The 13516-nt window shown below is 50.4% G+C and carries 10 protein-coding genes; 2 read left to right on the top strand and 8 right to left on the bottom strand.

Translation table 11 applies throughout. From position 1 onward, the window contains the following. Window positions 1-46 precede the first annotated feature (46 nt). Window positions 47-406 carry a response regulator gene (locus P2W84_RS00765; RefSeq protein WP_276088185.1) on the top strand — a complete coding sequence of 120 codons (360 nt, stop codon included), beginning with the start codon at window positions 47-49 and terminating at the stop codon, window positions 404-406. A gap of 21 nt (window positions 407-427) precedes the next feature. Here the strand turns inward: P2W84_RS00765 and P2W84_RS00760 are convergent, their stop codons facing one another. Continuing rightward, the gene (locus tag P2W84_RS00760) at window positions 428-1699 is read right to left on the bottom strand and encodes a spore maturation protein (RefSeq protein ID WP_276088184.1); all 1272 of its coding nucleotides are present in this window, start codon (window positions 1697-1699) and stop codon (window positions 428-430) included. Window positions 1700-1740: 41 nt separating this feature from the next. Further along, window positions 1741-4557 (bottom strand): prolyl oligopeptidase family serine peptidase, encoded by a 2817-nt coding sequence (locus P2W84_RS00755; protein WP_276088183.1) that lies wholly within the window; start codon window positions 4555-4557, stop codon window positions 1741-1743. A 99-nt stretch (window positions 4558-4656) separates the two neighbouring features. Here P2W84_RS00755 and P2W84_RS00750 point away from each other — a divergent pair, with 99 nt between their 5' ends. Continuing rightward, window positions 4657-4827 (top strand): hypothetical protein, encoded by a 171-nt coding sequence (locus tag P2W84_RS00750; RefSeq protein ID WP_276088182.1) that lies wholly within the window; start codon window positions 4657-4659, stop codon window positions 4825-4827. 79 nt (window positions 4828-4906) lie between these two features. Here the strand turns inward: P2W84_RS00750 and yidC are convergent, their stop codons facing one another. From yidC to P2W84_RS00720, 6 genes are all read right to left on the bottom strand, one after another. Continuing rightward, entirely contained in the window at window positions 4907-6703 is a 1797-nt protein-coding gene (gene yidC, locus P2W84_RS00745) for a membrane protein insertase YidC (RefSeq protein WP_276088181.1), read from the bottom strand. Window positions 6704-6723: 20 nt separating this feature from the next. Then, window positions 6724-8340 (bottom strand): CTP synthase, encoded by a 1617-nt coding sequence (locus P2W84_RS00740; protein WP_276088180.1) that lies wholly within the window; start codon window positions 8338-8340, stop codon window positions 6724-6726. Between the two features lie 156 nt (window positions 8341-8496). Then, window positions 8497-11265 (bottom strand): outer membrane beta-barrel protein, encoded by a 2769-nt coding sequence (locus P2W84_RS00735; protein ID WP_276088179.1) that lies wholly within the window; start codon window positions 11263-11265, stop codon window positions 8497-8499. Window positions 11266-11617: 352 nt separating this feature from the next. Beyond that, window positions 11618-12157: a hypothetical protein gene (locus P2W84_RS00730; RefSeq protein WP_276088178.1), complete on the bottom strand. Its 540-nt coding sequence runs from the start codon at window positions 12155-12157 to the stop codon at window positions 11618-11620. Further along, window positions 12154-12888 (bottom strand): 3-deoxy-manno-octulosonate cytidylyltransferase, encoded by a 735-nt coding sequence (gene kdsB, locus P2W84_RS00725; protein ID WP_276088177.1) that lies wholly within the window; start codon window positions 12886-12888, stop codon window positions 12154-12156. Before kdsB ends, P2W84_RS00730 begins: the two co-directional genes overlap by 4 nt. Next, entirely contained in the window at window positions 12888-13502 is a 615-nt protein-coding gene (locus P2W84_RS00720) for a deoxynucleoside kinase (protein WP_276088176.1), read from the bottom strand. Before P2W84_RS00720 ends, kdsB begins: the two co-directional genes overlap by 1 nt. Between the last annotated feature and the right edge of the window lie 14 nt (window positions 13503-13516).

Here is a 13516-nt window from a genome sequence, read left to right as displayed (position 1 = left end):
AAATATGGCATGTAAATAGCTGTTAATCAGATAACAATTAATGATTATGAAAATTTTAGCTATTGATGATGACCGCGCTATCGTGGAAATCATCGGGATGGTACTGGAAGAAGAGGGGTTTGAAGTAGCTACTTTAACCGACGGAGCCAAAGTTTTTGAGACGCTCGGTGACTTCAGGCCGGACCTGGTCCTGCTTGACGTCATGCTGGGTGGCCTTGATGGCAGGGAAATCTGCGGAAGGATAAAGATGGACGAAAGGTACAGCGGCATCCCAGTGATTATGATCTCTGCAAGCCATGACCTGCAACATACCCTGAAGCTGCCCAATGCGCCCCAGGCTTTTATCGCCAAACCTTTTGATATCAATAACCTGGTCAATGTCGTGAAGGCCCAGCTGGCTGCCTGATTTAGCTGCCCCTTTGGGAAATCAGCCAAAAAACAGGTAACACAACCCGATAGCTGTGCATACACCTACTAGGTCTGCCAGCAGCATCGCACCGATCGCGTACCGCGTATCCTTCACATTTACCGCGCCGAAATACACGGCGATCACGTAAAAGGTAGTATCCGAAGAACCCTGTAAAATACTGGCCAGCCTTCCCGCAAAGGAATCGGCACCGTGGGTCGTGATCGTATCGACCATCATACCCCTGGCACCGCCGCCGCTCAGCGGCCTGATCAGTGCAGTAGGGATACCGTCAATAAACCTGGAATCTGCACCTATAGCGGTACAAATACTTTTCAGGGCATTAATGATCAGGTCGAAGGTACCACTCGTCCTCAGCAGGCTGATCGCGATCAGCATTCCCACCAGATAGGGGATAATGCGGATGGCCGTTTCAAAGCCGCCTTTCGCCCCCTCGATAAAGGCATCGAACACATTGATCTTCTTATACAGCGCACCGCTGACGATCAGCAAAAAGATCAGCAGCAGTAAGCCGTTGCTCAGTATACCCGAAAAAGACTGCAGCTCTGCCGTGCTCAGCCGTACCAGGTACCAGACCAGACCGGCAATCACCGCCGAAAGGCCCAGCACCCAGGCAAGGATGGCTCGTTGAAGAAGGTTGATCCGCTGTTTAAAGGATACGATCAGCATCGCCGCCATCGTCGCAGCGAAAGTGGCGATCATGCAGGGAATAAAAATATCTGTAGGGTTGGCCGAGTTCAGGGAGGCCCTGATGGCGATGACGCTTACCGGGATAAGGCACAGGCCCGAGGCATGCAGGCACAGGAACATGATCTGCGCATTGGAGGCACGTTCCTTGTCAGGGTTCAGTTCCTGCAGGCTCTCCATTGCCTTGAGGCCAAAAGGCGTGGCCGCATTGTCGAGCCCCAGCAGGTTTGCCGAGAAATTCATGACCATATGGCCGGTAGCCGGGTGTCCCGCCGGTACTCCGGGAAACAGCCTGGCGAAAAAGGGGCCAATGATCCTCGACAGCAGGCGTATACCACCGGCACGCTCGGCGATGCTCATAAAACCCATGAACAGCGCCATAATGCCGATCAGCTTCAGGCAGATGTTCACCGCCGTCCAGCAAGTCTCGATGACACCGTCCAGCTTCAGCGGATTGGCCGCATCATCGGCCTTTCCGATCACCATCCAGTTGAAAATGTCGCTTTGGCCAAAGAAAAAGCACTTTATACCGGCCACCACAATGGCCACAATGATAAAGGCCGACCAGATCCTGCTCAATGCCATGAATACCGTTTAGTTTTTTACGCCCTTAAGGTAGCAAAATATCATGGCTTTTCATCCGTCAGGTCAAAGCCCCAGTTGCGGCCCTTTTCCGTAGCCGGAATACCGCCTGCCATCCATACCGGTGCCTTTGCACCTTTCAGGTAATGGTCAAAGAACTGCTGCTCCCTGATCTGGATATCCTTCCGGTTCTGCCGCTGGACCAAGTTATGCGCCTCGTTATTATAGTTCAGCAGCCATACCGGTTTTCCAAGGCGCCTCAGTCCCGTAAACAATTCGATCCCCTGGTACCAGGGCACGGCACCATCGGCATCATTTGCCATGATCGCAAGCGGGGTAGTTACCTTAGGCAGGCCAAACAATGGCGAATTTTCGATATAGAGTTCCGGCTTTTCCCAGAGTGTAGCCCCGATGCGGCTCTGTGTCTTCTCATACTGAAACTGACGGTTCATCCCGCTTTCCCAGCGCATACCTCCGTAAGCCGAAGTCATATTGGCAACCGGCGCCCCGGCCCATGCCGCTGCATACCGGCCCGTACGGGTGATGAGGTAAGCCACCTGGTAACCACCCCAGCTCTGGCCCTGCAGCCCGATCCTGGTACTGTCTACCCAGGAATTCTTCACCAGTGCATCTACCCCCGAGTTGATGTACTCTTCGGCAGAGCGGCCGGGGTAACCCTTCTCATAACTGATATCCGGTGTAAAGACCAGGTAGCCATTGCTCACAAAGTAGGAAATATTCAGCCTGGACGGCGTAGGGGCAGGAGGGATATAGTTATAGAGCCCGTCTGAAAGCTTCTCATAAAAATAGACGATCATGGGATACTTTTTTGCGGCATCGAAGTTTTCCGGCTTGTATAAAATGCCTTCTGAAGCATGGCCTTTTGGTGTCGTCCACTTCACCAGCTCCGCGGTGCCCCAGTTGTAATTCTGCTGCTGCGGATTGGTGCTGCTTAATTTCTGCGCCGTCTTCAGGTCTTGTGATGCATATACATCGGGCGAATTGACATAGCTGCCCTTGTCAAACAGGTAGCGGTCTGCATGTTTAGCCTTTACAAGTGGCGAAAAACCGGCCTTTTCCATCGTCAGCAGTTCAGGGTTCCTGCCACCTCCGATGTTGGCAAGGTAAAAGCCGTTTTCCTTGGTCAGGTTGTTAAATGCATCCAGTACCACCGTCTGCTTCCGTTCCAGGAAACGCTGTTCCGTATCCAGGTTCTGATACCTGAAGGTGATCTTATTCTGCAGCCCGAAACCATTGGTCACATTCCTGGGCGCCTCCTTTCCGTCCGGGGAGCAATCCCAGATGTCATAGCGGTCATAAACCAGCACGGAACGGTCATCTTCTGTCCAGCCTGCAATGCCGTAGGCACCTGGTTCTTCGGGCACATCATTCAGTTCATCTGCCACTTTGGTGGGGATCCCTGTGCTGATCTGCGTTACTTTTTCGGTTGCTACGGCATAGGTAAACCAGCCTGAGCTGCGCTTGTCAAAATACAAAACATATTTGCCTGAAGGGGAAGCTGATGCCGTGCCGGGCAGTCCGGAAATGATTTTTTTCCGTACACCTGTTTTTACATCGACTAAATAATAATCCCTGATGCTGCTGCCGCTCCATTGCGACTGCACACGGTTTCCGAAATCTGTCCAGGCCATTACGTAGGGCGAGTTCCCTTCATCCATGAGCGCCGCGTCAGGCAGTTTCGCATCGGTCAGCGGTACGATCTTCACGTCACTGCTGTAGATATCGATGGCGGTCAGATAATTCCTTTTCAGCTCCTGTTCAGAGTTTTTCAGCTGCATCGGCTGGAGGTAGTCATCCTTATACCCCCAGATGTCCAGTTTCGCGTGCTCGAACTCTACTAGTGTCGTATCCTTGGGCTTTCTCACCGGAGCGATACCGAAGAACAACCGGGTCCCTTCCTTGTTAAAGACCAGCCTGCCGTCCCCGCTTACCGACCAGTCTTCAGGCATCCCGGTAATTTCCCGGTCTACCAGCACCTGTGCGGTGTCCAGCGACGGTGAGTTGAAGTAAATCATGTAGTCCTTGACCTCTTGTTTCTCCGGGCTTTGTTCTCCCAGAAATACCAGCGATTCACTGTCTTCATCAAACATGAGGTTTTTGTAATTGCCCTTCTTGCCGACCAGCGTCTTAATGGTTCCCTTCTGTGTATTCAGCAGGAATACGCCCGGCTTTACTTCCGGTTCCCTTTTAGAACCCGTAACCGCAAATGCCAGCTGCTTTCCGTTCTTGCTGAACCGGTATTCACCGGCATATTTGAAGCTTCGTTCTGCATTTGTCGCCAGATTCCTGAATATCAGTTCAGTCCCGATATTGCTATCTTCCTTTTTATTGTCCGTACCTGTTTTTTTCAAGGTGTCGGCAGCTTTGTCCTGAGGTTTTTCCAACGGCTTCTCCAGCTGATAGGCCAGCAGCGCCAGGTCTTTTTCAGGCAGGCGGAAAGACCTTACCCTTGGCACCTTCGTCACGGCCATGCTGGTCAGGTCAACGATACCCAGGGTATCCTTCGGCATCTCATCCGGCTTTTTCTTTTTGATCTTCGCTTCGCGTATCTGGGCATACAATGGCTTGATAAAGAATGCCGCATATTTTCCATCGGCACTGAATTCCAGACCTTCTGCCCTGGGTATTTTCAGCCGGGTGCTGCCTGCCAGGCTGGCCAGGTAGAGATGGCCATCGCCCTGTTGCGGACTGATGACATAGGCCGCCCAGTTGCCGTTGGCAGAAAGTTTCTTAGCGGATACCGATTCCCAGGAATCGTAAACCGAATGGTCCAGTGGTTTCTTCTGGGCCGAGCATACGCTCGCAAACAATAGGAGTGTCAGGCTTAGATACTTGAACATAGTTTATTTGTGTGTTTTTCCCGCTCGGAATGAGTCCCTGAAAATTGCAAAAAAAATTAAACTCTGGCCCCGACCTCATATTTTTTTTACAAAATAGTTATGAACGGATACCTCGAGGTAAAGCGCAGATTAAGACTGGGCATCCATTGCTGCAAAACAGGCTTTAAACTGTGTTTTTACTGGTTTGACCAGATGGTGACCAGTCCGATACCAGTCCAATACCAGACCAATACCAGTCCAATATCCGTTCAGCATCCGGGGAAGCACTAAGGAAAAAAGTTTAAAAATGCGGGTGGAGAAGCGCAGGGAATAAAAAAAGGGCGCCCGGATGGACGCCCTTTTTTATGATTTATTTATCTTTCTTTTGCTGGTTTTGTACCTGCTGCTGCTGACGCATATAATCATCGAGCCTCGCCTGGAACTTGGATTTTTTCTTTTGCTCCTGCGGCTTGGTTTTGTTTTCCTGCAGGGTACGGTGGATCTTTTCGTCATCTACCATAGATTTGATGATGAACTGCTGCGCAAAGGTCAGCATGTTGGCCAGGAAGTAATAATAGTTCAGGCCGGAAGGGTAGCTGTTCAGCACACCCAGGAATACGATCGGCATGATGTAGCCGATGTATTTCATCTGGCCGGTCGCACCCGATATCTGATTGTTGAAATACGTATAGATGAGGGTAGATACGGTCATCAGGATACACATTAAGCTCAGGTGGTCGCCCAGTACCGGAATGGTGAAGCCGAAGCGGATGAAATCGTCATAGGTAGACAGGTCCTTCATCCAGAGGAAGCTTTCTCCGCGCAACTCGAAAAGGTTGGGGAAGAAGAAGAAGAAAGCCATTACAAAAGGCAGCTGCAGCAGCATAGGCAGACAGCCACCCAGCGGGTTAACACCTACCTGGCGGTACAGTTTCAGGTATTCCTGCTGTAAAAGGGTAGGGTTGTCTTCCCCGATCTTAGCTTTGATGGCATCCATTTCAGGTTTCAGTATACGCATTTTGGCCATGGACAAATAAGATTTATAGGTCAGCGGCGACATGGCTACTTTCAGTGCGATGGTCAGCAGCAGGATGATTAGGCCGTAATTCCAGCCAAAGCTCTCCAGCCAGTTGAATACGGGCAGTACGACAAAGCGGTTGATGTATTTCAAAGGCCAGTAACCTAAGTCTACCTGCTTCTCGATCTCGTGGCCCTGGTCTTTCAGGGTAGAGAATTTATTGGTTCCGAAATAAAAGGTAAAGCCATAGTTCTGCACGTTCTGCTGGTTGAACGGCAGCTGCATTTGGGCAGCATACCATTTGACAATGCCCGGCTGCGTGGTGACCTTAACTTCCAGCTCACCTTTTTCAAAAGGCACCGAAGGAAGGAGTACCGCGGAAAAGAAGTGTTGCTTGAAGGAGATCCATTCGATCTTACCGTCTTTCAGTTCCTCTTTTTCGTCTTTGGCCACATTCAGGTGGGACGGGTTTTCATTGACGTATTTGTAATACGGTGCAGAATAACGCTGTTCGTTGGCCAGTGATTTTTCCTGCTGCTGTAAGGTAGTTTCCCAGTTGAGGTTGATGGTATTGCCCTGCAGCACCTGGTTCATACCGTTCAGTTTGATGTGGAAGACCAGGTTGTTGGTCTGTGGTTTCAGTTCATAGACGTATTCGATGAACCTGCCTGCCGCATAGTCTGCGCGCATGGTGAGCTTATTGCCGTTCTTTGCAGCGGTAAAGTAAAGATCGTTGGTATTGAAGTTGCGGCCGGCTGCAATCAGGTTGAGGCCGAAACGGTTTTCGTCTCCGCTGAACAGCACAACGGGTTTGCCTTCATAGCTTTTCTGGCCCTTAACTTCTGCGGACAGGATGCGCCCGCCTTTGCTGCTGAAGGTAAGCTTCAGCTTTTCGTTTTCCAGTACGCTGACCTGGGCTGTCCCGCTCATGTGGGCGCCGAACGGGCCTTTGAGCGCAGCGGAGTCCAGTGCTGGTGCAGCGACTGCTGCTGTCGTTGCGGGGCTGGTCTGCCCGGCTTTTTTTGCGGAATCGAGGGCGATCCTTTCCTTTTCCTTCTTGATTTCGGCCTCGCTCGGCTTGAAGAAGTAGAATGAACCTGCCAGGACGATTAAGATCAGGAATAACCCTGTGAATGTATTCTTATCCATTATGTTGGTTTAAACGCGTATTATTTAGTTTTCTTTTTTGAAAAGTCTATCGCGGCGGCGACAAATTTAACAAAAAGCGGATGAGGATTGGCAACTGTCGATTTTAATTCGGGGTGGAACTGGCCGCCAACAAAGAAAGGATGGTTTTTGAGTTCGACAATCTCTACGAGTTTGCTCTCCGGGTTGATGCCCGAAGCGGTCATGCCTGCTTCTTCATATTGCTGCAGGTAGGCGTTGTTGAACTCGTAGCGGTGACGGTGGCGTTCCGTAATGTGCGCCTTACCATAGGCTGCATAGGCTTTGGTACCTTTTTTAAGGTCGCATGGATAGGAGCCCAGGCGCATCGTGCCGCCCTTGGTACTGATGTTTTTCTGGTCCTCCATCATGTTGATGACCGGATGCGGGGTATCTTCGTCGATCTCCGTGGTATTGGCATCGTTCAGGCCAAGCACGTTGCGGCCAAATTCGATCACGGAACATTGCATACCCAGGCAGATGCCGAAGAAGGGCAGGTTGTTTTCACGGGCGTAACGTATGGCTTCTATCTTGCCTTCGATACCGCGGCTTCCGAAGCCGGGGGCTACGAGCAGGCCATCGAGGTGACCGAGCTTTTCCTTCGCATTATCCGGATAGATCTCTTCGGAGTGGATGTATTGCACGCGTACCTTGCATTCATTGCGCGCACCGGCATGCACAAAGGATTCGGTAATGGATTTATAGGCGTCGGGCAGTTCGACGTATTTACCTACCAGGCCGATGGTGACTTCGGAGATCGGATTCTTGAGCCTTCCCAGGAAGTCTTTCCAGCTTTCCATATCCGGCTCGTGCTTATGAGCGAGCTTGAGTTTGGTGAGTACGGTCTTGTCGAGCTGCTCCTTCATCATGAGCAGCGGCACGGAATAGATCGAATCGGCATCTATAGATTCGATCACGGCATTGACGTTGACGTTGCAGAAAAGCGCGATCTTTTTGCGGATTTCGGGTGTAATGTGGTGCTCGGTACGGCAGACCAGGATATCGGGCTGGATACCGTATTCCAGCAGGGCCTTTACCGAGTGCTGGGTCGGCTTGGTCTTCAGCTCGCCTGCCGCAGCGAGGAAGGGGATGAGGGTCAGGTGGATAACGATGGCATTGTTGGCGCCTGCTTCCCATTTGAACTGGCGCACGGCTTCGATAAAGGGCAGAGATTCGATGTCGCCTACAGTACCGCCCAGTTCGGTGATCACGATGTCGAATTCGCCGCTTTCACCCAGGATCCGCATGTTGCGCTTGATCTCGTCGGTGATGTGCGGCACCACCTGTACGGTCTTGCCCAGGAACTCGCCCTGTCTTTCCTTATTGATGACATTCTGGTAAATGCGTCCGGTGGTAATGTTATTGGCCTGTGAGGTAGGTACATTCAGAAATCTTTCGTAATGACCAAGGTCCAGGTCGGTCTCTGCGCCGTCTTCAGTCACATAGCATTCGCCGTGCTCGTATGGGTTTAAGGTTCCCGGGTCAATGTTGATGTAAGGGTCGAATTTCTGGATGGTTACCCGGTAGCCGCGTGCCTGGAGCAGCTTGGCCAGTGAAGCGGAAATGATGCCTTTTCCCAATGAGGAAGTAACACCGCCCGTAACAAAAATATACTTAGTCATGTTAATGAGTTTCTGAATAATAAGACAGTTTTCTGAGTGTCTTATTGTTTTTGTACGGGATACAAAGATAGGAAATAAAACAAAAGCGATGGCGGAATTTTAAAAATGAACGGACCAGGGCCGGAACCTGCAGGTAAGGGCTTAGGGCTGAAATGTTTACTGCGCCGGGGTTTTGCGGATGAAGTTACCACCCAGGTTCCAGTTGAGTCCGATCAGGGCATACCGGGGGATGTAGCTGAAGGTATTTTCGCTTTTGATGTTCCCGCCTACATAACGTCCGTAGCCGATCTTCTGGTTGAGCAGGTCGGTTACGGTAAGCTTCAGCTCGAGGGATTCGTCTTTCAGCAGTTTGGTGGCCAGGTAACTGTTCAGGATGGCCGTATTGAGCCTCCGTTCAAATGAGGCGTTGGGCGGACGGAAAGAAAGGGAAAGTGTGGTGTTGAACTCGACCTTTCCGGGCAATTGCAGGGTGCCTGAGAATTCGTGGTCATGGCTCAGTGTACGTCCGTCATTGATGTCGCCGATGGAGGAACGGCCGGAGAAGAAACTTGCAGACGGCGCATAGCTAAGGTCTATTTTCTGGGTATAATAACTGAGGCTGCCGCGGATGTTATACTGGTTATTGCGTGTTTTGTTCCTGGTGAAATTAATGACGGATATGTTGTTGGTGCTGTTAAAGCCCAGATCGAGCCCAAAGCGGAAATGGATGCCGGGGATTCCTTTTGAATAATAGACATTCGCAGCGGTGGAGTTGATCCCGTTGAGGTTGATAAAACTGGAAATGCGTTTGTTGAACTCGTCTACGATCTCCGTCTCCGCGATGGCGTTATTGGTAAAGCCATAGCTGACATAAGCGGAGATGTATTCGTCGGTCTGAAAGCTGGAACTGTTGAACGACAAGCCGAAGTTATTGGTAAAGGAGGGACGCAGTTCGGAATTTCCGACGACCTGGTAGAGGGGGTTATTGAGCTGGAGAACAGGCTGTAGCTGGCTGATGCTGGGTTGCTGCATATAGCCGTTATAGTTGGCAGAAAGGGTGTTGTTGTCACTGACCTTGTAAAACAGGTTCGCGGAAGGGGCTAGGTTGAGGTAATTACGGTCGAAATCTGTTTCCCGGTCCAGGTCTTTAAGCTCAAACCGTGTTTGTGTGGCTTCCATGCCGGTAGAAATGGAAAACCTGTTGACCTTATATTGCAGGATGAACTTACCTACGTTGGAAAAATTAATGAAGCGGAAGCTGTTGCTGAGTGAATCGATGCGCAGGTCCTCATCATTGCTGACCAGCCGGTTACTTGCCGAAGAAATGGTCTTGAAGCTGTAGCCTGCTTCCATGGCCCAGTTCGGAGCGATCGGTTCGGTATAACTGATCCGGGCACCCAGTGAGTTCTGCCGGATTGAATTTTCTTTCCTGAGGTCCGTAACCTCTGAACGTTCGGGCCTGCTGCTGTCATCGAAGTAGACCGTGCGGTTGAAACTGGTCTGTGCTTCCTGGGCAGACTGGCTTTCAGGTTGCAGGTCTATGGATAGGGTACGGCCACGTTTGCTGAACCGTTTAGACCAGTTGATGTTACCGTTAAAGGTGTCTGCATCGCCTGAACCACTGTTGGACTGAATATTCTGGCTGATGAACTTGCCGTCACCATTGCGGGTATTGTCCTCGGTTTTTGAATTCAGCAGGTTCCTGGCCTGCCTGGCTCCAAAGGAGATCTTCAGGACGGTACCTGGGTCTAAGGCATAGCTGAAGCCGCCGCGGATGTTTTCGCCGACACTCTTCGAGTGGTCGTCGGTACGGCTGGAACCCAGGAACAATGCACCACCGGGCAATAGCTCTTCGGTAGTTGCCGTGGTGGTGTTGGTGCTGCGGTAATCAAAATATCTGGCATTGATCTTCAGGCCCAGCTTATTGGTGATCTTCTCTGAAAAGTGCCCGCCCAGGTTCAGGTTTTCGGGACGGCCGCCTGTCGGCGAGCCATAGTCATCGTCGTCGTCGATACCTGAAGCATACATTACGGAACTGCCATCGTCACCTACTTCAATGATGTCGTAGTCTTCGCCCTTCAGCTTCCGCATAGACCTGTTGATCCTGGATTCGTTGGCGAGATTGGACCATGTGGCGAAGGCGGCGGCTTTAAGGGTATTCTGGAAGATGCCGGCCATACCGCCGAAGTCTTTGAACTTTCCGGTGCCGTAATTGCCGTCAAGCGCACCGATATAGCCGCTCCTGGCGTTTTCCTTAAGCTTGATATTGATGGTTTTGTGCCGGATGCCGTCATCGATCCCGCTGAGTTCTGCGGCCTTGCTTTTCCGGTCATAGACCTGTACCTCTTCTACCGCACTGGATTTCAGGTATCTGGTGGCGATCAGCGGGTCGTCTCCGAAAAAATTGTCACCGTCTACCAATACGGTACGCACTTCCTTGCCCTGTGTCCTGATGTTGCCCTTGTTGTCTATACTGATTCCGGGAAGTTTTTTAAAGAGTTCCTGGACATTTGCACTTTTGCTGACAGAAAAACTGTCGGCCTGGAAAGTGACCGTGTCTCCCTGAACAGTGATGGCTTTTTTCCTGGCCTGGATGACCACCTCTTTCAGCAGCTCTGACCTCAGTTCCAGGATAATGTTGCCCAGATGGTAATGTGTGGTATCTGAAAGCCGGATATTGGTGATGTAATCTGACATCTTCGGATAGCTGATGCGCAGTTTATAATCGCCCCTGGGCAAACTGTCCAGCAGGAAATAACCGTTGCGGTTGGTCCTGGTGCTTCTGACGGGCAGGCTGTCGGTTGTACGCAGCAAAGACACCGTGCTGTTATACAGCTTTCTTTTTTCCAGTGTATCGGTTACTGTACCGGATATTCCCGCCCTTTGCGCATGTGCAGCCTGCAGCAGGAAGAGAAATAATAGTAAAATGCCCAATCTTTTCAACATAATGCGGGGTGGCTGCACTGGTCTAAAATAACGTTTTTTCCATATTTGTTGAAAAGACTGCAAAAGAGTTATAACGGGGAATCACCAGGATGTTTGAAGCTGTCAGGTAAAAAAAAAGCCCGGAGAATGACCGGGCGATTTGTTCGAAAGTATATTTGGTTAGAATATTAAAGGTTGTTTTTGAAGCCGAAATACTGGCTTTCATTTGGTTTGGTTATATAAACATAGTATAAAGTTTGTTAACATCATAATATTTTTGTTAACATTTTTTAGAAAAGTAAGATTAATACGATTTAGCAAGGTATATAATGTTAGTTTCCCAGGTCAGAAATTTTGGCGGCAAGCATCGGTTTTATGGTTTGCAGCAGGAATAATAGGTTTTTACCTTTCCTTGCAGGGTTGACCAGGCAATGTAGATTTTCTGGTCCTTGCCCAGCCGGTAAGCGAAACCGTTCAGCGGCTTTTGTTTGAGTTCTTCAAAAAAAGCCTTGTCGGGAACATTTTTATCGGGCCTCTCACTTTCGGTAACGGCAGGTTCCATGAAATTTTCCTCATCAAAGAAACGGCTCATCTCTTCCTTGAGGAATTTGATCTGGTTGTTCTTCTTGTTCAGGTTAATGGTGGCATCGTAGTTTTTGAACAATGAAGAGGCAGGGATGAGGGTATCGTAGATCTGTTGGCTTCGAAAGGAGGTGATGGTAAAATGCAGCCGCATATCTTCGGGCCTTTCTCCTTCGATCTGCAGACGAAAGGTATCGGCACTCAGGCTATCACTGAAGGGTTTAACGAAGGTCTTCTGCATATCGGCAGCGGTTATGGTTTCCTTTTTGCCAGGGCTGCATGCGGAAAGGAAAGCGGCTGAAAGCAGGATGCCGGTAACTAAGCGTCTCATAGATTACTGTTTAATCTTTCCAGGTCTTCGGGAGTATCTATTGCAATGGTTTCAATATCGGTAACTTTCGTGACAATACGGTAATTATTTTCCAGCCAGCGGAGCTGCTCCAGGCTCTCGGCCAGTTCCAGTGAAGATGGCGGCAGCCTGGTGATTTCCAGCAAAGTATCCCGGCGGTAGCCATAAATGCCGATATGTTTGTAGTACTGATGCTTTTCCAGCCAGTTTTCTGTTGCGGTATTGCGCAGATAGGGAACGGGATGTCTGCTGAAATAGATGGCTTCACCGGTAACGCTGGTTACTACTTTCGGGATATTGGGATTGAAGAGTTCATGTTCGCCACTGATCTTTTTGACCAGTGTAGCCAGTTGAGTGGCAGGTTGAAGGAAGCAGGAGGCCAGGAGTTCGATCTGCCGGGGGTCGATATAGGGCTCGTCACCCTGAATATTGATGATCGCCCCGAACTCGGGCAGGAGCCCGGCGACCTCTGCACAGCGGTCTGTGCCGCTCTGGTGGTCTGATGCGGTCAGTATATACTGCCCCCCGAAGTTCCTTACTTCTTCTGCGATACGCTCGTCATCGGTGGCCACCACGATCTGGCTGAGACTGCCTGCCTGGCTGGCCTGTTCATAGACCCGGCGGATCATGGTCTTGCCTTTAATTTCGACGAGGGGTTTGCCCGGAAAACGGGTTGAGGCGTAGCGTGCAGGGATAATGCCCAGGATATCCATCAGAACAGGCCGTTGATCTCTGCTTCTATGGATTGGATAATGGTGCCCAGGTCTTCCGGATTGCTCGTGAAATCGAGTTTGTCCTTGTCGAGGATAAGCAGCTTGCCCAGCTTATAGTCTCTGATCCAGGCTTCGTACTTTTCGTTGAGCTTGGACAGGTAATCGATGCGGATACCAGCTTCGTACTCGCGGCCGCGGCGCTGGATGTTGTTGACCAGCGTCGGTACAGATGCGCGCAGGTAGACCAGCAGGTCGGGAGCTTTGATAAATGAGGTAATGTTGGCGAAGATGGCTTTATAATTGGCATGATCGCGGGTGGTCATCAGCCCCATTTCATGCAGGTTGTCGGCGAAGATATGTGCGTCTTCATAGATCGTCCTGTCCTGGATGACGTTTTTTCCAAGACTCTGTATTTCTACGATCTGCTGGAAACGGCTGTTCAGGAAATAGATCTGCAGGTTAAAGCTCCATCTTTTCATGTCACTGTAGAAGTCTTCGAGGTAGGGGTTGTTCTCTACTGCTTCATAGAGGGCCTCCCAGCCATAGTGTCTTGCCAGTAAGCTGGTAAGCGTGGTTTTTCCTGCGCCGATGTTCCCGACTATCGCGATATGCATATGTATTCAGATTT

The sequence above is a fragment of the Pedobacter sp. JY14-1 genome, assembly GCF_029269825.1.
In the GTDB taxonomy this organism is placed as follows: domain Bacteria; phylum Bacteroidota; class Bacteroidia; order Sphingobacteriales; family Sphingobacteriaceae; genus Pedobacter.
This window is presented reverse-complemented; position numbering and strand designations above follow the sequence as displayed.

Coding starts and splice junctions, on each gene's coding strand:
- P2W84_RS00765 (WP_276088185.1), top strand. CDS start 47: ATGAAAATTTTAGCTATTGATGATGACCGCGCTATCGTGGAAATCATC.
- P2W84_RS00760 (WP_276088184.1), bottom strand. CDS start 1,699: ATGGCATTGAGCAGGATCTGGTCGGCCTTTATCATTGTGGCCATTGTG.
- P2W84_RS00755 (WP_276088183.1), bottom strand. CDS start 4,557: ATGTTCAAGTATCTAAGCCTGACACTCCTATTGTTTGCGAGCGTATGC.
- P2W84_RS00750 (WP_276088182.1), top strand. CDS start 4,657: ATGAACGGATACCTCGAGGTAAAGCGCAGATTAAGACTGGGCATCCAT.
- yidC (WP_276088181.1), bottom strand. CDS start 6,703: ATGGATAAGAATACATTCACAGGGTTATTCCTGATCTTAATCGTCCTG.
- P2W84_RS00740 (WP_276088180.1), bottom strand. CDS start 8,340: ATGACTAAGTATATTTTTGTTACGGGCGGTGTTACTTCCTCATTGGGA.
- P2W84_RS00735 (WP_276088179.1), bottom strand. CDS start 11,265: ATGTTGAAAAGATTGGGCATTTTACTATTATTTCTCTTCCTGCTGCAG.
- P2W84_RS00730 (WP_276088178.1), bottom strand. CDS start 12,157: ATGAGACGCTTAGTTACCGGCATCCTGCTTTCAGCCGCTTTCCTTTCC.
- kdsB (WP_276088177.1), bottom strand. CDS start 12,888: ATGGATATCCTGGGCATTATCCCTGCACGCTACGCCTCAACCCGTTTT.
- P2W84_RS00720 (WP_276088176.1), bottom strand. CDS start 13,502: ATGCATATCGCGATAGTCGGGAACATCGGCGCAGGAAAAACCACGCTT.